The sequence below is a fragment of the Nostoc sp. ATCC 53789 genome (assembly GCF_009873495.1).
GTDB lineage: Bacteria > Cyanobacteriota > Cyanobacteriia > Cyanobacteriales > Nostocaceae > Nostoc > Nostoc muscorum_A.
This window is the reverse complement of the sequence record NZ_CP046703.1, coordinates 4626867-4650550: the sequence shown is the minus strand read 5'-3', so window position 1 is coordinate 4650550 and position 23684 is coordinate 4626867. Positions and strand designations below refer to the sequence as shown.

Sequence of the window (23684 nt, the reverse complement as noted above, 5' to 3'; positions counted from 1 at the left end):
TCACGAAGCCTTATACCATTTTCTAACCGCCCTTTTAACCTTAGTGGTTGTTTGAAAACTATTTCGCTGTGACTTTAAACACTTTTAGATCCTCTCTAACATCCTTTAAAAAGGCAGGAAACGAAATCAAAGTTTACCTTGATAAGGGGGATTTAGAGGTATCTAAAACTTTTGATACCAACAAAAAGACTTTTCAAACATCCTCTGAATTTGACTATACCCTTACCAAGATATTTGTATCATTATGACAGTTAAACGCTATTAGCAAATTCCATAATACTGTTGCTTAATAAATAGGGGGTAAAACCCCTCAAGCCTCAAGCTTTTACCTCTGCTAAAGCAAAAAAATACCCCAATTAGAAAATTTAAAAACCTGCCAAAATGGCAACCACATTCTAATTACCCAAGTTAAATTGTACGAAGATAAACGACTTCAAGGGTTTTTATCAGGGGCTACCACACAATTAAATTCATTTTGTAAAACACTATTTATTTACTAAATGATTTCCAAAAAACTATCTCTAATAAATTATTTGCAGAGTATCTATCTCAGCAGATAAATATCAATAATCAGGTTTAGCCTTTGCTGCAACAGGAATATTAAATATGTATGGACGTTGTTGTTGAGATACGCATTAGCCCCTAAATAACGGGCAACGTCTGTATACATTCCTGTTCACTTCAGCAGCAAATGGCAGAGTGGGAGTTTGAAAGCTGACTGATATGCTTCCTTCCACTCTTTTTTATTTATAAGACTAGCGCGTGTTTTCAAAGTATTAGAGGTTGTTTGAAAAGTGTTTCACTGTGAATTTAGCCACTTTTAGATCCCCCCTAACCCCCCTTAAAAAAGGGGGGAACCGGAGTCAAAGTCCCCCTTTTTAAGGGGGATTTAGGGGGATCTAATTATATGTTGACTTAGAAGTTGTAGCCAAGTCCTAATTGTAACCCTACATCAGTTTGATCCATAAAAGCAGCATTTACAGCGCCATTTAACGTAAATCTAGAACCGAGAGGAATGTCTACACCACCAGTTAGCAGTAATCCAAAATCAGTATCTAGATTAGCTTCGATCGCTACACCAGCACCTATATAAGGAGATATAAAGAAGGTTCGGTCGCCCACGTCAGCAGAGGCACGAGGGGTAAAATCTAAAGTCAAGGGAACCAAAAACACTGTATCATCCCCAAATAGCACTGATGGTCGCACTGAGATATTACGTGTCAGACCAATCTTACTAATTACTGCAAAGTTACCATCGCTCAAAGCTGTATCGTTGCCGCTTAAACCAATGTTACCAGCAACCCCGATATAGCTGGGGCCACCAAGAGTAGTTCTACCTGGTGTAACAGTAGGCGTTGTTCCGTCTGCATTTCCTGTTGGTGGTTGATTTAACTGACTGATGTTAACATCAGGCGGGACAAGAACTTGGTTAATTGCATGGATAACACCATTGCTAGCTTTAACATCCGCCTGGATAACTCTGGCATTATTCACTGAGATTTGATTGCTAGCGCGATCGATTTGAATATTTACAGGCTTTTCTTCAGCAGTTTGCAGTTCCCCAGCCGCGAGTTGACTAGAAGTGACTGCACCAGGAACCACGTGGTATGTCAAAATCTTAATCAATGCTTGTCTATTTTCTGGTTGCTGTAACTGCTGTAAGGTAGCAGCAGGTAAAGCAGCAAATGCTTGATCGGTGGGAGCGAAGACTGTATAAGGGCCTGGCTGTTGAAGAACATCTGTTAAGCCGGCTGCCTTTAATAAAGAAGTCAGTGTTGTAAGAGAACTACTGGATGAAGCAAGAGTCACAATATCGCTACCAGTTTGAGTCCCACCAACAATATACTGACTAGCTGGAAGATTGCTAGCAATGGGTTGTACTCGTCCCTGTTTAGCCAAAGCTTGATATAAGAGTGCCGCAACTTCAGCACGAGTTAAAGGTTGTTGGGGATTGAGTTGTTTTACATCTGGGTAATTAACAACAATATTAGATTGTGTTGCACTAGTAACACTGGCAATGGCATACTGCGGGATACTTGAAGCGTCGGTGTAGTACGTGCTGAGGTCAGTACTGGCTCCGGTGTTACTAGCAGTTAAGCCTAAACCACTCGTTAAAGCAACGATCGCCTGTACCTTGGGTATTTGTTGATTTGGCGAAAACACGTTTCCAGGATAGCCTGCCAAAAATCCAGTTTCGTAGGCGTACTGAATTACAGAAGATGCCCAATAACCAGCAGGAACATCACGAAATCCACCTGCGGTTAATTGCCGAACTCGATTTTGGTTAGGGAAAGCTTTCTGAATCAGGGCGGCAAATTCAGCACGAGTCACGGCTTGATTTGGCCTGAAGCTGCCATCAGGAAAGCCAGCAATTACATTATTGTCAGCTAGGGCTTGAATGAAGGGACGCGCCCAATAATCTGAGGAAACATCAGATAAGTTAACTGTTGAAGTCGGAGATGGTGTTGCAGGAGATGGTGTCTCAGATGGAACGGTATTTTGAGATGAAGCTGGGGTAGAAATTACGATGGGAGTTATTGTAGCAGCTGTCATTCCCAGGACTAGTAAAGCAACCCTTGCTGATGGCCAACGAAAAAAACTAAACATAGAAATACCCTCTTTTGAAATTCTTGGATTGACTATTGGAAAATACTGGGTGCAAGGTTAAGTTAATACAAATATCCAGATGAGTGTTTGGTTTACATCGATTATGGATGGGAACCCCAAATACAACCGTTAACTCTGGAAAATCAAAATGTTGGACATTATGAGTAGCTGCTCTGACATCTCATCACATTTATCCAAATATTCATCACAAATAGTATTAGATCCTATTTGATTTTTAAAGAACCGCAGATAACACTAATAACGATAATCAGTGATTCTGTGGTAATATCCTACGTTGCAATAATAAATATCCTTAATGAAATTAGACGATTTTATCAGTTATAAAATCGCCGTCAAGCAGTAAGAAAATTGGCTTTTAATAGCCGTTTCTTTATAATTGCGGACGAGGGTTAATACCGTCAAGCTCAATGCATCACGATCTTTAACAAGGTTTAAGAAGTAGCAATGTATGTTGACGATATCATGTATTATTATCCTTTAATGGAGATTATACAACTAACTAATGGCTGGATTGCGATCAAAAACTTTCACTCTTTAGATAGTTGTCCTTGATATAAAAATTTCTAATACTAGACTGGAAATTAGCGATCGCAATCAAAGATTTGGGGCATGATTGCGCCAAGATTTTTACCTCGGAATTATTCTTTTGCAAAAGACAATTTTATGAAAATCAATCCAAGGATAAACTAGGATTTTTGATAAGAGTCACGCAAACCTACACGCATAGCGGTAATTGATGAATTGCCCCTACCTGAAAATAAAGGTTTCGGCTATTGTTTGCGTAAGTCCTATTTGAATTTCAGAGAAGTGCAACGTCTCTTCACATTTTGAGCCAGTCACAAGTGTTACTTATCTTTGACCTACCAAATCTGCAATTGAGGTTATTAATTCAGTTGGTTGTACTGGCTTGGCAATATGTTTCTGAAAACCAGATGCTAGAACTCGATCGCGATCGCTTTCTCCCGCATAAGCTGTAAGAGCGATCGCCGGAATTTCCCCTCCCTCTTCCTTTGGCATAGCCCTGAGTAGCTTAATTAGGCTGTAGCCATCCATCTCTGGCATTCCTAAATCACTGATTAATACATCAGGTATGGTCTTGACTATGACAGCGAGCGCCTCAGTTACCGATGCTGCAACAGTTGTTAGTACCCCATTCTGCTGTAGGAAGAAGTGCAAAAACTCCCGTGTATCAGCATCATCATCAACAATCAATATCCGCAGTCCAGCGATCGCTAACGAGTTAAATTTCTCTGTGCCTCCCCCAGTTTTCTCATCTCCCCTAATCTCTTTCATCACAGGCAGTCTCACAATAAAAATTGCTCCCTGTCCTTCTCCTGGACTAGCTGCTGTTATAGTTCCACCATGCAGCTCTACCAGGTTGCGAACTATTGCCAATCCCAACCCCAGCCCGCCAAATTTTCTGGTTGTACTGCTATCAGCTTGACGAAAATATTCAAATACGTGGGGGAGGAATTCAGGGGAAATCCCTTGTCCAGTGTCTTTAACTTGAATCAGTGCTGAGTGGGAAGTCAATTCCCTATTTAACGATAGGTTGACTTCCACAGAACCGTTAGGAGGAGTGAACTTGACAGCATTCGAGAGTAAATTCCCTACAACTTGCTGTAAGCGATAATAATCGCCAGACACTTTACCAACATTAGGGTCAAGCTGTATTTTTATTTGGATGGATTTGCTTTCTGCGATTAACCGGACTGTTTCTAATGCAGCATCAATTACAGATGCTAGGTTAACAGTGGCAAAAGTCAGGTTCAACTTACCGCGAATAATTCGGGATACATCCAGCAATTCATCAATTAATTGAATCTGCAATTGAGTATTTCTTTCGATGGTTTCTAAGGCCCGATTGGTAGTAGCTTCATCAAATTTGCGGCTTTTGAGTAGCGATGACCAGCCTAAAATTGGGTTGAGGGGCGATCGCAATTCGTGGGAGAGAATGGCGAGAAATTCGTCTTTGTTTCGGTTCGCCTGTTTGAGTTCCTCTGCTTGTTGTCTAAGTGTCTGTTCTAATTGCTTCCTTGGGGTTAAGTCCAGAATAAAACAGATCCAAGATGGCGGATCTTTTTCTACCAAAGCACCACCAATTAGTATGGGAATGCGCGAACCATCTTTGCGGATATATTCTTTTTCAAAAGGATTACATACTCCAACCGTTAAAAGTTGCTCTATCCCCTGCTCATCAAGAGCGTGATATTCCGGTGGAGTCATCTGTTTTCTGCGTACTTTACCTGCTAATAGTTCCTCTCGCGTATAACCCACCATTTCTAAAAAAGCCTCGTTCGCCTCAGTAATATGGTCAGGTGTAGCGAACATAATGCCAATAATATTGGAATCAACTAAGCGCCTTAATTGAGTTTCACGCTGGCGCAAATCATTTTCTATCTGTTTGCGCCCAGTAATATCCTGAGAAGTACCCATCATCCGAACTGGCTGATCGTCGGCTTCGTAAAAGACACGACCTTTAGCAGCAATCCAATGAATGCTACCATCAGACCAAAGACTGCGGTATTCAATGTCATACTCAACCTTTTCCTGAAAACAACGAGCGATCGCTTCATTGAGGCGTTGACGATCTTCTGGATGTATGCAGTTGAGGAAAAGCTCATAGCTCATTTCGACTTCTGGGGCTAGTCCAAATAGCTCCTTACATTTCTCTGTCCAAACTAACTCGTTGGTGGTAATATTCCAAAACCACATACCCAGTTCCGCAGCAGTCGTGGCTAACCGAATCCGTTCTTCACTCTCGCGCAGATTTGTTTCAATTTGCTGGCGATCACGCAGTATAGCTTGCTGTTCGGTAATATCAGTACTAGCACCAACAACCCTAACTACCTGACCATTTGCTTCCCGGACAGCAAAACCCTGGTCTTGCACCCATAAATAGCGACCATCTTTGTGACGGATTCGATACTCAATGCTATAACGGTTGCCATTGGCCATACTAGCCATGAACTGGTCATTAACTCTTTGTTGGTCATCGGGGTGGATAAGTTGTTGCCACCACTCGAAGGTAGGTTCAGCTTCTTGTTGTGTGTAGCCAAAAACCTGGGTTAAACCCTGAGTTCTTTCTACACTACTTCTGTGAATTTCCCAGTCATAGATTAGGCAATTAACCGCCGCAGCTGCTAGCTCAAACCTTTCGTTACTTTGCCGCAGCGAAATTTCTATATGTCGTCGCTCTGTGATATCGAAAGCAATGCCTAAAAGATATTTCGGGAATCCCTCAACAGTTCTGCTATATACAGTGTCATAGCTACAAAACCAACGCCATTCTCCATTCGCGTGTCGAATGCGGTATTCAAAACTGAGGACTTCGCCCTGACAGGTAGAATTAAATCTTTCAAAATAAGTAGGGAGTCGAGCCAAATCTTCAGGGTGTAGAAGTTGGGTAAATAAATCCTTTCCCATTGCCTGGATTTCTGCTGGTGTGTAGCCCCAACCTTGAGCAATTTCGTAATTAACATAAGAATTTCGCTGCTCAATCAGGTCGTATATGTAAAGTATCCCCGGAAGAGTACCAGCAATTTGTTGGAACAAACGTTGACTATCCCACAGTATCTGAGATTCATTTGCATCAACAAGAGAGGCAAGAGGAACACTACTCTCAGCTTCTGGCTGCAACCAACTTTCTTCTTCAACTTGTTGAGTATCTTCAGTACAGTTACATTTTTCCTCAAGTTGTGCGTGCTTAAATTCTGTAATATCCGAAAAAGTTGTGACGATCGCAAAAGGAGTGTTTACTCCTGCTTGGAACAGAGGTTTTGAAGACAACAATAGCCAGACTAGCTGACCATTTGGCTTATAAAAGCCACACACCACATTCAAGCAAGGTCTACCTGTTTTCTGAGCAGCGATCGCTGGGTGAGTTTCGCTAGTTAAAGGAGAGCCATCTTCATGAAGAAATTGCCACTTGGAATCGAGCAAATTCTGCCCTACAAGTTGTGCTGTGGTTAGTCCCAAAATGCGATCGCAAGCTGCACTGCAAGCCTGGATAGTACCATCCGCCAACTGAAGCACCATTCCCTCTTCTCCACTGGCTAAGAGCGAATAATTTGCTTTTTTACTAACTTGCCGATGCAGCAGCTTTTCATTAGCCAGCTGGTTTTGGGACTTTTCCGCGTCTGGCATTCTGTAAAGTTAAATAAATTTAAAGTTAATTTAATATTCAACGGCTTGTACTTACATAAATTTTAGCCTTATTTCTTCCTTTTTTAGGCAAAATATTACTATCTAATCAGCTTTCCCAGTTGCCGATAAGTCTAAATTTAGAAAGCTATCCAGGAAAGGGTATTAAGATTATGCCGAATCAACCTTAAGTATAAACAAAGCAAAGATTATTACACGATTAACATTATGTACTAATTTTTTAGTTAAAAATTTAAATTCCTTGTGATATATTTCTGTAATCTACAATACCCGTAATGTAGATAATATTGTCGGAGATTTTAAAATTTACTATTATGTCTAGTCAAGAGCCAAATTCTAATCAAGCATTTCAGCAAACACAGGCTACCGGAACAAAGAAGAAGAGATTACAACCTCCCCCAGACATCAAAAAACCAAAGAAAACCGAATAAAAGCGTTATAGTCCGTTGTAGAGACTTAATTTAAATTAAGTCTCTAAAATCAATTGTCATAAAAATAAATCAGCTTATACCAATTCTATGGGAAGCGGCACAAAATCAACCTTGATAAGCTAACGCGCCTACATATTGCAATATTTTCCGTGTAGACCGTCATTAGTCATTAGTCAAAAGTGTTTACCAAGGACAATTGACAAAGGACAACCTCACCAGTTGATGTGCAATCTTATTTGCGTAACAGCTTAAAACAAGGAGCTTAAGCCCCTTGCTCTGTGCAACGTCAAAAATAATCGGTATTATTTATTTTTCGCTTGAGTTTTTGCCTGTTCTAAAGCTATTTCTTTAATAGCCTGATATGAATTAACATTTGAAGTCCCTTCAATAGCTTTAACTGCCAAATCCTGAACTTGCTTGAGAGCAGATTCAAGTTGTTTAGAAAGATTTTGAATCCGCGTCTCTTGATTAGTAATAGTTTGTTCTAGAGATTGCAGCCTTTGTTCATAGAAACGCTTTTGCCCTTCCACTTCCTTAGAATATAAATCTGATTTTACTTTCGCCTGGTAATGGGCGATGCCTTTGCCTTCTTCTATAGCTTTTTTGATAGCTGCTTCTTTATCTTTCGGGAAAGCCTCTACCTTAGCTTTTAATTCTTCAAATTGTTTCTCTCTCTCAGAAATTGCTTTCTCTCGTTCAGCCCATTGTTTCTCTGTCTCTTGTAGTAATTCTTCTAGTTGTTTATATAGTGCTTTCTGCTCTTGTTCGTATTCGTCACTTTGCAATTGTCGTTGGAGTTCTAAATTATATTTATACTCTGATGCATCGCGTTGTCGAGTTTTCTTCAAGTTTTCATTCCGTTCTTTTATAGCCCGTTGCTGTTCTTCTTGTTCTTTTCCCCAAGTATTTCTTTGTTCTAGTATTTCTTGGAATAACACTTCAGAACGCTGGTTATATTCTTCCTGATAAGCTTTCGTATTATCTTCATAAGATTGGATGAGAGTATCCAAGATATCATCAGAAATTTCTAAATTGTGCAGCTGTGTTAATTGTTGTATTTCTTCTTCTAAATTTCGCCTGATTTCTTCCAACTTAGAGGCTTTTGTGGTTAGCTGTTCCGATAATTCATTAGCAGCACTGCCAAAACCTAATTGAATCTTTGCCAAGCTTTCAATTGTATTGTTCATCTTCTGTTGGACACTCGAAAGCTGATTCATATCTGTTTTTTGTTCTAATTTAGGCTGTTCTTTTGTTCCAGGCTGGCTTTCTTTGGCAACTTTTTCAAGTTCCGATTTCAGTGCTGCTTTTTCTTTAGCTAACTCTTCAAACGCCTGAAGAATTTCTACTTTAGTATTCTTATCAGTTGGCTTTTTCACCACCACAACAAACCTCCTCTTCAGGAATTAAAAATGGTTAAGATGCTACAAACTCGTAACTATTTAGGATTAGAACTACCAAAAGCCCTCATAGCTAAGTCTTGTGCTTGTTTTAATGCAGTTTGCAATTGAGCAGAGATACCTTCTATTTGCTCAGACTGTTTCTTAATTGTTTCTTCCAGAGATTGAATTTTTTGTTCATAACTCTGTTTGTTAGATTCCCATTCTCTCTCAAATAAATCAGCCTCAATTTTAGCTTTTTGGCTTGTTTCTTTAATTGCTTCTTCTCTAGCTTTCTTAACGGCTTCTTCCAGTTCGTTAGGAAATGTAGTTACCTTTTGTTCATAGTCTGCAAACAGTGGTTGGCGTTCAGCGAATATCTTTTCTCGTTGTGCCCAATCTTTATCTTTCTTTTGAGAATTTTCTTGTATTTCCCTTTGTTGTTGGCGTTTTACCGCTTCGTAGCTATCTGTATTGAGTTTACGAGTAGTTTCTAACTTATATTGAGATTCTTCTTGTTCTTGCTGGCGCTCTTTGACTAAGAAATCGTTATACTCTTGGAGTTTTTCTTCATACTCTGCTTGCTCTTTTTGCCATTCTTTCCGCCTAATTGTAATTTCTTTTTCTAGTGCTTCCCTTTTGCTGATAGTATCTTGCTCTAGGGTTTTTAATTTTTCTTGGTGTTCTTGACTTAAAATGTCTAGAGTATCCGCTACAACTCTGATTTGTTGAAGCTCTTGTAAGCGTTGAGTTTCAATTTCTATAGCTCGGTTCAATTCATCTAACTTAGAATTTTCCTGAGCTAGTTTTTCAGATAACGCATTGAGAATACTGCCAAACTCCAATTGTAAATCAGCTAAACCTTTGACGATACTATCAACCGTATATGCAGAAGCTGCTTGCAGAATTTCTTGACTTTTTGCCTTGTCTGCTTCCTCTTGTTTGGTTGCTATTTTAGATTCCAGCTTTTTTCTTTGGATAATAATTTGTTGAAATGCTTGCATTAGTTGTTGTTTGCTGTCCTTGACTCCAACTGTAGTCATCTTCCAACTCCCTTCAATAGGCAAATGATTTATTGGGTAGCAAGCCATACCAAGGACTACCCTATGCAGACATCAGAGTAGCCTTTAAATCAACATTTTTAACGCAGTGGAAATACTGAAATGATCGATATAGGACACTTATGTGGTACGAATTTTCCACAGTTATGTCCTGCTATTTTTCAGGTATAGTTTTCCCTTTGAGATTTGTTAGTACTTTTGTACTAAGATGAATATACCTAACCTCATCTCTTCTTGTCAAGATAATGCTTTATATAATTGCGCCACCCAACGAAGTATTAAAAGCTGGCAATCATGGTGATTTAAGAGAATGATGTTGAATATATTACTTTTTGTAAAGAAAATCTAAAAGAATTAACCCTAGCACAAGCGCCGTCGCACTAAGGCGAGATAATAAGTTTAATCATGCTAATTGATACAAGCACAGTCCCAGACTTTTGTGATATCAATGTATACCACTGAATCGACCAAATACTCTGCCAGAACGGAAATTGGACAAACCAGCCGTATTCTAGTAGTAGAAGATGAAGAATTAATCCAGGAAATGCTAGCTGTAGCCCTGGAAGAAGAAGGTTACGGGGTGATAACTGCACCCGATGGGCGATCTGCTATAGAGTATCTCAAAAGTTTTGAAACCAACTCAGGGGAAGTTCCCTTTGATTTGATCATTCTTGATTTGATGCTGCCGCAAATCAATGGGCTAGATATATGCCGTTTGCTGCGTCATCAAGGAAACCCAGTACCGATTTTAATGCTCAGTGCTAAGGGTAGTGAAACTGACCGCGTTCTGGGGTTAGAGGTGGGAGCAGATGACTACCTGACCAAACCTTTTAGTATGCGCGAGTTAGTGGCTCGTTGTCGCGCTTTACTCCGCCGCCAACGCCTAAGTAATTTACCACAACTACCAGTATTAAAATTCAAAGATGTTACCTTGAATCCTCAAGAATGTCGGGTGCTGGTTCGTGGCCAAGAAGTGAGCCTTTCACCTAAAGAGTTCCGCTTGCTGGAATTGTTTATGAGTTACGCCCGGAGGGTATGGTCGCGGGAACAATTACTAGATCAGGTTTGGGGGCCAGATTTCGTTGGTGATAGTAAAACCGTAGACGTTCATATTCGCTGGTTGCGCGAAAAATTAGAGCAAGACCCCAGTCATCCGGAATATATTGTGACTGTACGAGGTTTTGGCTATAGGTTTGGATAATTAGTTTAGATAGTTGTTAGTTTTTAGTAGTCACCAACAAACTAACAACTCAAATGCTTTTATTGGGATTTTTTCTGGGTTTAGCAGTAGGCATTGGGTTTTGGATTTGGCAACAGGTTCAACTTAACCGCTACCTGGGGCGCTTATTCCGACCGTTAACCTCGCATTCTGACAAGAAGGGACTGCTGCTGATTCCTGGGTTATGGCAGGAAATAGCGATGGTGAAACAGCAACGGCAAGATTTGCAGCAATCATTGCAAACTTACCAAGATTTGCTAGATTTTGCACCAGTGGGATATTTGCAAGTAGATGAGGAAAATCAGCTGCTGTGGTGTAATCGGCAGGCGCAGGAAATTTTGTATCTGCAAAGGTGGCAACCAGAAGAAGTACGCTTACTACTAGAATTGGTACGGTCTTACGAACTTGACCATTTAATTGAGCAAACTCGCGATCGCCAAAAACCACAGACGGGAGAATGGATTTTTCATCCATCTTTTGATGATGCGGCAGAAATGTCAACAATCAAATCTCTGGCTTTGCGGGCATCTAGTTTGCCTTTACCGAATGGACAAGTAGGAGTATTTTTAGAAAATCGTCAACCCCTATTAGACATAAATCAAGTACGCGATCGCTCTTTTTCTGATTTAGCCCACGAACTCAGAACGCCCTTGACTTCGATTCGCTTGGTGGTGGAAACTTTACAAATCCGCTTGGAACCACCTCTAAATCGCTGGGTTAACCGTTTGATGCAGGAAGTTGATCGGCTGATTAATCTAGTGCAAAGCTGGTTAGACTTGACCCAAATGGAAGCAAACCCAACCATGCAATTGCAAGCCAAAGCTGTAGAATTGCGATCGCTAATTACATCTGTTTGGGAAACACTAGAACCCTTAGCACAGCGCCAACATCTATCTATTTCTTATTCTGGCCCAGAAAATCTTTGGATTAAAGCAGATCAAGCCCGGATTTTTCAAGTTTTTCTCAACTTGCTAGACAACAGTATAAAATACAGCCCTCCTTCTACAAGTATTCGGGTTGAAGCGAAAATCTTATCAACAAAAGATCATGATGCTACTTCTCCAATTCTAGAAATAAATCTTATTGATTCTGGAGTCGGGTTTTCTGAGGCAGATTTACCCCACGTTTTTGAGCGATTTTATCGAGGAGATAAGGCACGAACCCATTCCCCACAAGATAGTAACTCCATCGGGGCGATCGTTGGCAATGGTTTAGGTTTAGCGATCGTTGAGCAAATTCTGATCGCCCACGGTGGCTCAATCAAAGCTATGAACCATCCAGAAACCGGTGGTGCGTGGATGCAACTTCAATTTCCTGAAGTTATGGCAAACTCCTTAAGCCAAGACTATAGTTAGTAATATCTTCACCTTTAAGACAACAAGTGTGAAAGCTGTCCATTATGGTTCCAATCCTCAAAGACCCGAACTAGCACGCGCCATTAGGCGCTTAGAACGGGACGTATTACGCATGGGTGCTTTGGTAGAACAATCGTTTCGCCTCAGCCACCAAGCGTTATTTGCTCGTAACTTAACAGCAGCAGAGCAACTTCCTCTATTAGATAAAAAGATTGATCGCTTTTATCGTCAAATCGAATCAGACTGTACGGCGATTATGACGCTGAAAGCGCCTACGGCTCAAGATTTGCGCTGCTTGAGTGCCTTTATGCAACTGGTGCGAGACTTAGAGCGCATTGGCGATTATGCTGAAGATTTAGCTGAGATTGCGATTAAAATTTTTCCTTATGCGCCTCATACGTGTTTATCTGAAATCGAAGCCATGTCCCTTCACGCACAGGCGATGCTAGCAACTAGCTTGAAGGCTTTGGGAGATTTCGATGAAGGCGGTGGTCGCCGTTTAAAGCACCTAGATGATACTGTAGACGATGCTTACGATCGCGTTTATCAAACTTTAGCCCAACAACGGGATGTACCTGGTGTAGTCGAGCCAATTGTGCTGCTAGCACTGGCAATTCGTTGTCTGGAACGGATGGCAGATCATGCAACTAATATCGGTCAGAGGGTAGCATATATTGTCACTGGTCAACGCTCTTAATTGACAGTTCATGAATCAACAGCCTAAAGTCACTACCTCTAGCTCTCCAATAAATGGGGTGGATCTTGATTTTAGCTCCCCTCTTTTTAAGACTATCCATTACCCGGATCTGTCTTAACATTTGCGATAGCGATCGCTTTTGTTTTTCTAACCCTGATTAGTTAGTCGTTAATTCTCAATAAAAAGGCAGTATTAGCAAGAATATTAAGCGTGAATTTGTCAAGTATGCCTAATCTCTAAGTCTCTCAGATGCTTATAAAAGAAGGATTAAAAGATTGTAAATAAACATGTGAGTAACGAGTGCAGGGCTATTTTAGCCTACAACGATTTGGCATAATAAGTAGTGAAGAACGATAAAATGTTGGGCTTTTATAGTTGGCAAATTATAGGCATTAAATAAATTTTAATTATTATTACCACAAAATTAGCGATTATAATTATAAATCTGTATGAGCAGGTAGAAAAACTATTTACTGTTTAATTATAAAAATGGTAGCTTTTTATTCAGTTTTTCAGTGGCTCTTTTAGAGCTTGGATATCACGTACAAGCCAAAATATAATTACTGCTAAGGTTGGTACAACCGTTAAAAAATCGTACAGTCGGATACCTCGTAATAGATAGTAAAAAACAGTACTGCTAAGACAGAAGACGATGCTAGTAATCACGAATCTTTTTGAATTAGAATCTATGTTTAAAGCTACGACTGCCAACAGAACAGAGGAATACCAAGAGCAATACCAAGGAGCAGCAAACAAAAATAATATTAAGGTAATCCATCCTATATTTGTACTAAAACTAGTTGTAGAATATGTTTTTTTCAAATATGGTTTTACCAGAATAATTAAATAAGAAATTACAAATATAGAAAAGATTATAGGTTTAAATCTTGAGAATACAGTTGCTTGTAAAGTTACAGGAAGGTTTAGTATTTTTATACTTAGTAAATTCTTAATCAAAGAATATAATGAACCACCTACTCTGTCTTTAACGCCAGGATTGAAAAGGCTTGTCCAAGCATCGACTGAAGGTAAAGCTATCAGAGAAGTTGCAAAAATTATAGCTACAGAGATAAAAATGCCACTAAATAAAATTTTCCAACGCTGTTGCTTAATCAAATAAACAAAAATTAGAGGTAACCAAACAATTGGTAATGTTTTAATTAGAAAACCAATCCAAGCTATAACAATCGCAGCTAGATAATTATAGTTTTTAAGAAATATTATTAGAATAATTAAAATGGTAGAAATTAAGACATCTATATGAGCATTTGTGACCTGCTCATACAAAAGTAATGGGCTAACTAAATATGCAGTTGTTACATTAACTTTATAAGGATAGTTTTTTAAATGCCCCCAAATTAAGTAACTATTTAATATATGGAATAAAAGACAGATTAATTTAAATACATAAATTCCTAAGCTAGGAGTAATTGCAACGAAAAAAGCAGAAAACATAAAAAATAGTTGAGATATAGGCCCATAAGTAGAAGTCTGTTTCCAAGCAAGAAATGGAGACAATTCTGAGGTAAATGTGCTTGCAGGATTCAGAAAAGGGTTAACTCCATTTAAATACATCAAACCATAATGTATATACAAATTGATATCAGTAGTTATTGGATAACTTGCAAAGGCAATTAACAGAAAAAATGAACTATTTTTTAAAATTTTTATAAAGGTTATATCTTTTTCCTTATTCTTGTTTATTATTAGCCACACAACATATATAATAGTTAAAAAAAGGAGTTCTATGCCTGTTCTTATTTGGTCAAAATGGTTGGGAAAATCAGGTAAATATCGACCTGTAGAATTACCTAAAGCATCAAGATAAAAAGAATAAGCTCTAATTGCTAATTCTCCACATAATATTAATGACAAAAATATGGCTAAACCTAATAATATTTGGTTTTTCTTACTGTTAGATAAATTGTTTGCATTTAGCATAAGCATAAATATAAATAATTAATCATTCATTAACAATATAGAATGGTTTAATACCAAGGCAAGCACATATTTTGAATGAGAAATCCCTAATCTAAATAGAGACCTAAGTAATCCCATTCAGTACCTCTTATTGCTAATAACTTAAGCCTTCGCTATTTAGTCTGTAGAACTCAACCAAACCATAAATTCCTATTCTATTTTGTCAATAAAATTTGAGATGTGCTTACCCTGAGTTTAATACAGATATTAAATCCAAAATTCAAATGAAGCTAGGTGTTGACCTTGCTAGTCTTAAACAGTTCAAGTTCCAATCCAATTTTGAAATTGAATAATTTTATACAATTGAATGTATCTTACGCAAGAGTACTATAAAGTTATTTAGGAAAACTGAACATCTTCAATTATTACTCGCTCGCAAAACTCAAAAAACAATATAGCAATTAATACAGCAATCCTAAATCATTCGTGAGATGTATAGTAATTTTAAACCATTTCTGATAAGATTCAATACTGAAAAAGCAACTAAAGTCATGTTTGCGACTAAGTACAGGGTATGTCATGTGGATAGAATCAATAACAAAGTTTATTGAAAACAGCCAAGATAATGGTGACATTAAACGAACAAATGCAGTTAATATGCCACTCTGTGGATACAGTCATGAAGCAATAATGCCAATACTATGTTTCATCAGTAAATGGAAAAAATCATTTTTTCAAAGGGTAACTGAAGGTTTAAAGCTTACACATAAAGGAAGTTATGGACTTCTGAATATATAAAACGTGCAGAGATAATAGACAAGGGTTTTAAACCCACCTCCGTTAAGAAAGCAGGAGGCAGATGTCAAACTTTTCAGAACATCTAAATGTAACAAAAAACTTTGGCTAACCAGGTTCAGTCAATAAAGCGCGCAGATGTTCGACTCTATTTCCTTTAGTCTTTACAGATAAATGTGAAATTATGAAGATAAACTCATCCAACTCGCTGTTAGCAGTACCAACAGGCCCACTAAAGATTTCAGAGTTGCCCCCTAATAATGTGGGTATAACTGGTGAATCTATCCATTTATCTCTAGTAATTCCTACTTATAAAGAGCGTGACAACATCCAGAATGTGGTCAGTATATTGAGTCAGTTACTGGATGAATCAATTCCAGGAAAATATGAACTAATTGTGGTAGACGATGATAGCCCAGACCGAACTTGGGAAATAGCACAATCTCTGACAACAGAATACCCTCAGTTGCGGGTGATGCGACGAGAACAAGAGCGGGGGCTATCTTCGGCAGTGATTCGTGGGTGGCAAGCAGCTACGGGAAATGTGTTAGGGGTAATTGATGGAGATTTGCAGCATCCGCCAGAGGTGCTAATGCAACTGTTGCGTAGTGTTGAGCAGGGAGCGGATTTGGCAGTAGCTAGTCGTCATGTTGAAGGAGGGGGTGTTAGTAGCTGGAGTGTTGTCAGACGTTTATTGTCTCGTGGCGCTCAATTATTAGGCTTGGTTATTTTGCCGGGAGTACTGGGCAGAGTTTCTGACCCGATGAGTGGTTATTTTATGGTGCGTCGAAGTGCGATCGCTAATGCAACACTCAATCCAGTGGGATACAAAATTCTCTTAGAAGTAATCGGACGCGGAAAGGTAGATGAAGTTGCCGAAGTTGGATATGTATTTTGTGAACGCAAAGAGGGTGAAAGCAAAGTTACATGGAAACAATACATAGATTACATTCACCATTTAGTAAGGTTACGGCTAACCGGAGGTAATAAAAAACAAAAACTTACTCAACAAACGGGTTTCCCCATTGGCCGATTTATCCGCTTTGGCTTAGTTGGACTGAGTGGGGTATTTGTGGATATGACAATTCTTTATTTACTCAGCGATCCCACTACCTTGGCTTGGCCCCTAACACGCAGCAAAATTATGGCTGGTGAAATTGCGATTTTAAATAATTTTTTGTGGAATGACGCTTGGACATTTGCTGATGTCAGCGCCAGACAGCAAGAATGGCATCAACGCCTAAAGCGGTTTTTGAAGTTCAACGCCATTTGCCTTGCTGGCTTAGTATTGAATGTACTGGTATTAAATTTGGTATTCAATTTTCTTATTCCTAACCGTTATATTGCCAACTTTATTGCGATCGCAGTTGCTACTATCTGGAATTTCTGGATTAATTTGAAACTTAGCTGGCGTGTCACCGAAGTAAAATAATCACAACGAGATTTTGATTTTTGCCTTTATAACGAACTTAAATCTCAGGATAGAGGTAAATAAATGTAGTAAAAAACGATACTTAGCAGCTAAAGTCATCCCTTTTTGGCTTGTTAAAAGGGGAAAATTGCACGCTTGTATATTGAAAGAGTGTAGTAGACCGAATTCACGCTGGTTCTAAGAAACTTGATGAGGGAGTTCCTTATTTTGTTTCCTATTCTTTGCACTGCATAGCCTAAACCCAAGCGTATTGGCTTATGAAAACGGGAAATTAGAAATCTTTTTCCCTCCCCAATACATACTTACGGTGTATACACAAGTCTTAAAGACTTAGGTTAATGTAGTTTCGCTCGTTCCCATACTCCGTATGGGAACGAACGAAACCCACCTTTTTCGGTTGAAAACTTGCTCAATAAAAATAATTTAACTAAATATTTTACTAAAAGCTTACCTATTCTTAAACTTGCACAACTAAAGTAACAGACAAACACCTGACAAAAATTAGTATCTATCTAACTCATAGATACCTAAAACAAGAAGTTGTTTCAATGAAAAGATTTTGAGTTAGTCTCTAGCCCTCACAAGTAAAAATACACATAATTTAGATACACAGGTGGATTTTGTTTTATACAAATCATTAGAGTTTCTTAATCATTTTAAATATCGAGATTGCCTGATAATTATGTAGTTACTGTTAATGATATATTCCACAACTCCTACTTCAAACTCTTCTGTCGTGTCAAATAGCTCTGCTTTCGGCGGACAATTACCCCAGCAGATATTTACCCGTAGGGAAGTAATTCCACTTCAAAATGACGTACTTTGGCGTATTGAATACGGTGCAGTTCGTACCTTAACGTGGAGTGAAGATGGAACATTCATCACTCTTGGTTATTGGGGATTAGGGGATCTGATTGGCTATCCTTTATCTAGGGTCAAGCCCTACCAAATTGAATGTCTCACAGGCGTGGAAGTAAGCATTGTACCGCCTCATTTATGGCATCAAGATATTAATGCTTTGTTGTCCCATATTCAACAGGCAGAGGATCTACTAAGTATTGTGCATCGAAAACCAATTTCGCTACGCTTATGGCAATTTTTGGTGTGGTTAAGTGAAAAATTTGGACGTGATGTAGATAAGGGAAAACTAATTGATTTAAATGTTACCCATCAAGATATTGCTGAAGTATTAAATACCACGCGAGTAACAGTTACCCGCCTCTTACAGCAATTGGAGGAAGAAGGAACAGTTCTACGTCACAAACGCCGCATTATTTTGCGTTTACCAAATAAACTAATTAAAAATTATGGTTCAGCAGTATGTTAGCTGAATTGCTTGTAAAATTCACAGAGTGTAATGTATAATCGTGTCTGTGATTAGTGTGTAGAATTCCCGAAAGTAAAGTGTTATAAGCGTTTTACAGTGGTCGGGTTATTTAGGTGTGAGTGAGAGTATAAACATGACAAAACGATTCTGGAATCTTTTTAAGGTTAGTCCAGTTATTGTAGCTGCGACATTTTTTGTTGCTAATAGCGCTCTAGCTGCTGAAGTCAACGAACAAGTAACAAATGCTGCCCAGTTATCTGAAGCTCAAGACTCTAATGGTATGAGTCAGGTAACATCAGTTTCGCAATTTTCAGATGTGCAACCCACAGATTGGGCATTCCAAGCTTTACAATCTCTAGTTGAGCGTTACGGCTGTATTGCAGGTTATCCCAACAGTACCTATCGTGGGAATCGTGCTTTGACCCGTTATGAATTTGCCGCAGGTTTGAATGCCTGTTTAGATCGGGTTAACGAACTGATTGCTACAGCTACTGCTGATTTAGTCAGCAAACAAGATTTAGCTACTTTACAGCGCTTACAAGAAGAATATTCTGCTGAATTAGCAACTCTGCGCGGTCGTGTGGATGGACTAGAAGCTCGCACTTCTGAGTTGGAAGCTAATCAGTTCTCTACTACCACCAAGCTGGTTGGAGAAGCAATTTTCGCAGTGTCTGATGTTTTTGGTGACACTAGAGCCGCTCGTGGTGGCAATCCTACTCAAGACTTGAATTCCAATACCACTTTTAGCGATCGCGTTCGTTTGAAATTGTACAGCAGTTTCACTGGTACAGACCAGTTGGAAACACGTCTAAATGCTGGCAATATCGTCTCCAATCGGGGTAATGATGCATTGGGTACTGGTACTGGTACCAACATGACCCGCTTGGGTTTTGATGGAGATACTGGCAACAGCGTTAGCATCGATAAACTCAACTATGCTTTCAACTTGACTGATGCAGTACGTGTCAAAATTGATGCTACTGGTGCTGAATTATACGAAAATGTCAATAACTTCAACTCTGACTTTGCAAGCTCTGGTAGAGGTGCGCTCTCACGCTATGGACGTTTCAGCCCCATATATCGCCAAGGTCAAGGTGGCAGTGGTATAACTGCTACCTTCAATTCTAAAGGCGCCATCAGTTTAAGCGGTGCTTATCTAGCTAGAACTGCTAATGACCCTACCCTTAATAATGGGTTGTTTGATGGTGATAACGCTATCTTTGGTCAGTTATCTTTCCAACCCACCAAAGCCTTTAATATTGGTCTAACTTACGCTCGTACTTATCAAACTAATCTTGTTAACAATACTGTTAACAATAACCTTTTCCAAAGTACAGGTAGTATTTTTGCTAACAATCCCTTTGGGAATAACACTCGTACTATATCCAACAACTACGGTGTAGAAGCTACCTTCCAATTTAGCCCGAACTTAGCTATTAGTGGTTGGGGAGGTTATACAACTGCTGATGCGATTACTGGTGCTAATGCAGGTACAGATGCAGACGTTTGGTATTGGGCTGGAGCGCTTGCTTTGAAAGACTTTGGTGGCGAAGGCAACGTTTTAGGTATCATCTTTGGTCAACCACCCAAAGTTACTGGTGGTAGCATCAAAAATGTCGCTGGTAATACTACCTTCGACGACAATACCTCTTATCACTTAGAGGGTCTTTACAAGTACAAGGTTTCCGATAATATTCAGGTAACACCTGGCTTGTTGGTAATCTTCAATCCAGAACACAACGACGCTAACGACACTGAATACGTAGCTACCCTGCGTACTACTTTCTCCTTCTAAAATTGGTGATGAAATATAAATCTCAGAATTAGATAAACAAAACCCCACCTAAAAGTGGGGTTTTGTTTAGAAAAAAATTAGCTATGTAGGATTATAATCTGGCTGATTGGATATATCTTTAGGGGGGCGATCGCTACTCCAAGCCCACCACACAGTACCACAGTGGCAATAATAGAACTCTTGCCATTTGCGACGACGGTCTTCTGTAAGTACAGGCGATCGCCGATTTAGCCAAACTTTTTCAGCTTCTCGGCTAGTTGAGTGGCAATTAGGACAGCAAAATTCATAAGCGTGTATTGCCTGATTCGTCCATTCAGGCGGGAGGGTAGCAAAAGCGTCCATATCGTTACAGTAATATCAATGGTCATCCAAAACTTTCAGGTTTTGAATTTGGGGGCAAACGGATACTATAAAATCCCGCCACACTATCAAACTGCTTTATCAATATTCTTATGGCTTTGTCTAAACTATTTACAAATCGCCATTTACAGAGATTTTTACTAATGGAATAACTATTTAGAAAGATTGCGAGAGCATCTCACAAATCAAAGGTTAACACAAATGGTAACTAAAATAATTACTATGCACATTATGGCTAATAATTAAATTTATGGAGCCAAATGTTGAAATTCGCCGTTTATTAGATGTAATGCCTGCTTCTGGCCGGATGACGACAAAAATCGTTAGTAAGCCGGAACAGGCAAAAGTGATTGATGCGTCCTTTCCTCAACCCTGGAATCAGACGCGACCAATATATATTAATTTCGATTTATGGCGTTACCTAGCCAAGCCGCAACGAGATTTGCTACTGTTGCAGATGGTTAGCTGGTTGACGGGGGTGAAGTGGTTTAAACCCAACATTTATCAAGGTGTCGTGCTAGTGGGGATGTTAGGTGGCTTATTAGAAGCATCACAGTCAGATGTGGTGGGTGTAGCCATAGCCGGGGGATTAAGTGCGATCGCTGCTTTTCGGATTTGGCGCACTAATAAATCTCAAGAGTCAGAGTTAAATGCCGATGCAGCAGCAATTCGCATCGCACAACGGCGCGGTTATTTAGAAGCTGAAGCAGCGCAGCACCTATTATTAGCAATTGAAGCAGTAGCAAAAATTGAAGGGCGTTCTGGTTTAAATTTTACTGAGTTGATTCGTTGTCAAAATCTCAGAGCGATCGCAGGCTTATCACCAGTGGGTATGCCAGAAAGTTATGATAAGTAGAATAAATGTCTCTGTTGCCTATTTGTAGCAATAAAGCTCGTCTACCTTGAGAACCGTAGTTTTGTCGCGACTGTCTTAAAAGTCAAGCGATCGTTAACAAAAAACTGGGACGGTGAACCTTGGCGCAACTGAGGAACACTGCGCTAGATTCGGCGGTGGCTGGTAGTAAGGATTTTAGCAGCCTGCACCAGGCACTCCGCTTCGCCGCCAAATCTTCCCTAGTTGCTGGATTTCGCATGTGGGCAAAAAAGACCATAAGAATGAGATCCCAATTGAGTGAGCGATCGCTAAAGAGAGAGACTAGTTAAATATATCTTTTAAAAAACTCTAGGTTTCAACATAGATGAAGTTTAGTTTCCGAGTCCGAGGGTCAGCTGGCTCCACTAACATAAACTCCGGCTGAGTGAAGGACTCGGAACTTTTGGTAGAGCGTTTAACACTGAAAACTTAGGCGTGAGGAGGGAAACAATCAGTCAACCTCAAAATTGGCTTGCAATTCTACCAGACCATAGCAATTACGTTGCTACTAGTAAATTGTTTATTCGATCTGGTTAGGGAGAAGACAGCAATTGACATCATTTAAGCAGACTTTGCCCCACTGTAAGGCCCAGCGGACAAGAGCTACTCGATTTTCAGTCTCGGTCTTGGTCAGAATATTGCTGATATGGTTATCAACTGTACGCTTGCTAATCTCCAGTTTACCTGCAATCTCTTGGTTAGTTAAGCCAGCGGCCACTAGGTCGATAATTTGCAGTTCTCTGTCTGACAGACTAACGGGGGTCTCAGACTTGCCACCAGCCATGACTATTTCTATCCTCCTTTGGTATATCTACTTAATCACTCTTTCTAATTCTAGAAGATTCTTTTGTTGGTAGGGGTTTCAAGTATTAGCAGTAACACTATTGTCAATATTTTCTTTGGATTTTAAGTTGGCAAGAATATAAATCATGACAATATACAAGTATTATACAACACTTATTTTTGTCTGTATTTTAGTATAAATATTTAGATAATTTCGATGGTAATTAGAAGCATATAGATGTTATGGAGTAGTAAAAAATGCTATTTAATTCTATGAAGAACTGGCGACAAATTAGCAACAATTGTTGTAGATTTTATACTGTAAATTCTTAATCCAAAATCGAAATCTCAAATCTAAAATGAAATGAGCAATTCCCGTGTTTTGTGCCTCGGTGAAATTTTGTTTGATTGTTTAGCCGATCAATTAGGGTTAAAGCTGGAAGAAGTTAAATCCTGGACTCCCTATCCAGGAGGGGCACCAGCTAACGTAGCCTGTGCTTTAGTCAAGCTGGGGACGACAGCAGGATTTATCGGAGCCGTTGGTGAAGATGAACCAGGAAATGCACTAGTCAAGCTATTACAAGATGTAGGTGTAGATACGACGGGAGTACAACGTCACCCCACAGCACCAACGCGGCAAGTTTATGTTACACGGGATCTGGCTGGCGATCGCACCTTCGCCGGATTTGGTCAGTATGACACCGCAGAATTTGCCGATACTCGCCTGCAAGCCAAACAATTGCCAGATGCGCTGTTTCAAGAGGCAGATTTTCTGGTTTTGGGTACTTTGGAATTAGCCTATCCTGAAAGTGAACAGGCAATTTACCGCGCCCTAGAGTTAGCAGAACATTACGATCTGAAGATTGTTCTAGATATCAATTGGCGGCCTGTATTTTGGGATGAGCCAAAAATCGCTCATCAAAAAATTCCAGAATTATTTAAGCGAGTAGATTTCCTCAAACTCTCCAAAGAAGAAGCTGAATGGCTATTTGAAACCGCAGATCCTGGAGCTATTACTTACCGCTTGGCTTCAATTGAAGGAGTATTAGTAACAGATGGCGAAAACGGTTGCACCTACTGTCTGGGTGAGAACGAAGGCAAATTACCTTCCTTTTCCATCCCCGTAGTTGATACCACTGGTGCAGGAGATAGCTTTCTGGCAGGATTCATCCACCAGTTGAGTCATTACGGCATCCACAGCTTGCGGGATGCTGAAACTGCAAAACGCATCGTCACTTATGCCAGTGCTGTTGGGGCACTGACTACCATTAAACCAGGTGCGATCGCTTCCCAACCAACAGATGCTGAAGTTGAAGCTTTTCTAGCCTCACATCAACTCTAGGAACTAACATAAGCCACTGGGATATCAGCCACTAAAGGCTGATACTCCCGACTAGAAAATGGACGAGAATTCTTATGCCAAACTTTATACTTTATAGCTGCATAAACAACGATGCTAATAGGTAT

The 23684-nt window shown here is 39.6% G+C and carries 16 protein-coding genes and 1 pseudogene; 9 read left to right on the top strand and 8 right to left on the bottom strand.

The annotated features are described in order from the left end of the window. Window positions 1–915 precede the first annotated feature (915 nt). The 4 genes from GJB62_RS19170 to GJB62_RS19155 all read right to left on the bottom strand — a co-directional run bounded on the left by GJB62_RS19170 (window position 916) and on the right by GJB62_RS19155 (window position 9642). Window positions 916–2607 carry a fasciclin domain-containing protein gene (locus GJB62_RS19170; RefSeq protein ID WP_114082912.1) on the bottom strand — a complete coding sequence of 564 codons (1692 nt, stop codon included), beginning with the start codon at window positions 2605–2607 and terminating at the stop codon, window positions 916–918. An 870-nt stretch (window positions 2608–3477) separates the two neighbouring features. Next, the gene (locus GJB62_RS19165) at window positions 3478–6774 is read right to left on the bottom strand and encodes a PAS domain-containing protein (RefSeq protein ID WP_114082911.1); all 3297 of its coding nucleotides are present in this window, start codon (window positions 6772–6774) and stop codon (window positions 3478–3480) included. A gap of 751 nt (window positions 6775–7525) precedes the next feature. Continuing rightward, window positions 7526–8605 carry a hypothetical protein gene (locus GJB62_RS19160; RefSeq protein WP_114082910.1) on the bottom strand — a complete coding sequence of 360 codons (1080 nt, stop codon included), beginning with the start codon at window positions 8603–8605 and terminating at the stop codon, window positions 7526–7528. Window positions 8606–8658: 53 nt separating this feature from the next. After that, window positions 8659–9642 carry a hypothetical protein gene (locus GJB62_RS19155; RefSeq protein WP_114082909.1) on the bottom strand — a complete coding sequence of 328 codons (984 nt, stop codon included), beginning with the start codon at window positions 9640–9642 and terminating at the stop codon, window positions 8659–8661. Between the two features lie 466 nt (window positions 9643–10108). Here GJB62_RS19155 and GJB62_RS19150 point away from each other — a divergent pair, with 466 nt between their 5' ends. From GJB62_RS19150 to phoU, 3 genes are read left to right on the top strand one after another with little or no spacing between them, the layout of a single operon-like run. After that, window positions 10109–10861 (top strand): response regulator transcription factor, encoded by a 753-nt coding sequence (locus GJB62_RS19150; protein ID WP_012410556.1) that lies wholly within the window; start codon window positions 10109–10111, stop codon window positions 10859–10861. A gap of 53 nt (window positions 10862–10914) precedes the next feature. Next, window positions 10915–12234: an ATP-binding protein gene (locus GJB62_RS19145; RefSeq protein WP_114082908.1), complete on the top strand. Its 1320-nt coding sequence runs from the start codon at window positions 10915–10917 to the stop codon at window positions 12232–12234. A gap of 28 nt (window positions 12235–12262) precedes the next feature. Further along, the gene (gene phoU / locus GJB62_RS19140) at window positions 12263–12931 is read left to right on the top strand and encodes a phosphate signaling complex protein PhoU (protein ID WP_114082907.1); all 669 of its coding nucleotides are present in this window, start codon (window positions 12263–12265) and stop codon (window positions 12929–12931) included. 504 nt (window positions 12932–13435) lie between these two features. Here the strand turns inward: phoU and GJB62_RS19135 are convergent. Next, window positions 13436–14872 (bottom strand): hypothetical protein, encoded by a 1437-nt coding sequence (locus GJB62_RS19135; RefSeq protein WP_114082906.1) that lies wholly within the window; start codon window positions 14870–14872, stop codon window positions 13436–13438. A gap of 564 nt (window positions 14873–15436) precedes the next feature. Here GJB62_RS19135 and GJB62_RS37515 point away from each other — a divergent pair. The 4 genes and pseudogenes from GJB62_RS37515 to GJB62_RS19120 form a co-directional block, all read left to right on the top strand. Next, window positions 15437–15643, top strand: a pseudogene (locus GJB62_RS37515) (IS630 family transposase); the annotation flags it as partial. 187 nt (window positions 15644–15830) lie between these two features. Next, window positions 15831–17078, top strand: coding sequence for a glycosyltransferase (locus tag GJB62_RS19130; protein WP_114082904.1), 1248 nt, complete (start codon window positions 15831–15833; stop codon window positions 17076–17078). A gap of 697 nt (window positions 17079–17775) precedes the next feature. Further along, window positions 17776–18405, top strand: coding sequence for a Crp/Fnr family transcriptional regulator (locus GJB62_RS19125; protein WP_114082903.1), 630 nt, complete (start codon window positions 17776–17778; stop codon window positions 18403–18405). A gap of 133 nt (window positions 18406–18538) precedes the next feature. Then, window positions 18539–20200, top strand: coding sequence for an iron uptake porin (locus tag GJB62_RS19120; protein ID WP_114082902.1), 1662 nt, complete (start codon window positions 18539–18541; stop codon window positions 20198–20200). Window positions 20201–20281: 81 nt separating this feature from the next. On the opposite strand, the gene GJB62_RS19115 is transcribed toward GJB62_RS19120, so the two are convergent. Further along, the gene (locus tag GJB62_RS19115; protein ID WP_012410563.1) at window positions 20282–20542 is read right to left on the bottom strand and encodes a hypothetical protein; all 261 of its coding nucleotides are present in this window, start codon (window positions 20540–20542) and stop codon (window positions 20282–20284) included. Window positions 20543–20810: 268 nt separating this feature from the next. On the opposite strand from GJB62_RS19115, the gene GJB62_RS19110 reads away from it, so the two are divergent. Continuing rightward, on the top strand, window positions 20811–21416 hold the full coding sequence (locus GJB62_RS19110; protein ID WP_114082901.1) for a DUF3318 domain-containing protein: 606 nt from the start codon (window positions 20811–20813) through the stop codon (window positions 21414–21416). Between the two features lie 82 nt (window positions 21417–21498). Here GJB62_RS19110 and GJB62_RS37115 read toward each other — a convergent pair whose 3' ends face one another. After that, window positions 21499–21672, bottom strand: coding sequence for a hypothetical protein (locus GJB62_RS37115; protein ID WP_209271450.1), 174 nt, complete (start codon window positions 21670–21672; stop codon window positions 21499–21501). A 282-nt stretch (window positions 21673–21954) separates the two neighbouring features. Beyond that, window positions 21955–22218: a helix-turn-helix transcriptional regulator gene (locus GJB62_RS19105; RefSeq protein ID WP_012410583.1), complete on the bottom strand. Its 264-nt coding sequence runs from the start codon at window positions 22216–22218 to the stop codon at window positions 21955–21957. Window positions 22219–22581: 363 nt separating this feature from the next. Here GJB62_RS19105 and GJB62_RS19100 point away from each other — a divergent pair, with 363 nt between their 5' ends. Beyond that, the gene (locus tag GJB62_RS19100; RefSeq protein WP_012410582.1) at window positions 22582–23559 is read left to right on the top strand and encodes a carbohydrate kinase; all 978 of its coding nucleotides are present in this window, start codon (window positions 22582–22584) and stop codon (window positions 23557–23559) included. Window positions 23560–23684: the final 125 nt, after the last annotated feature.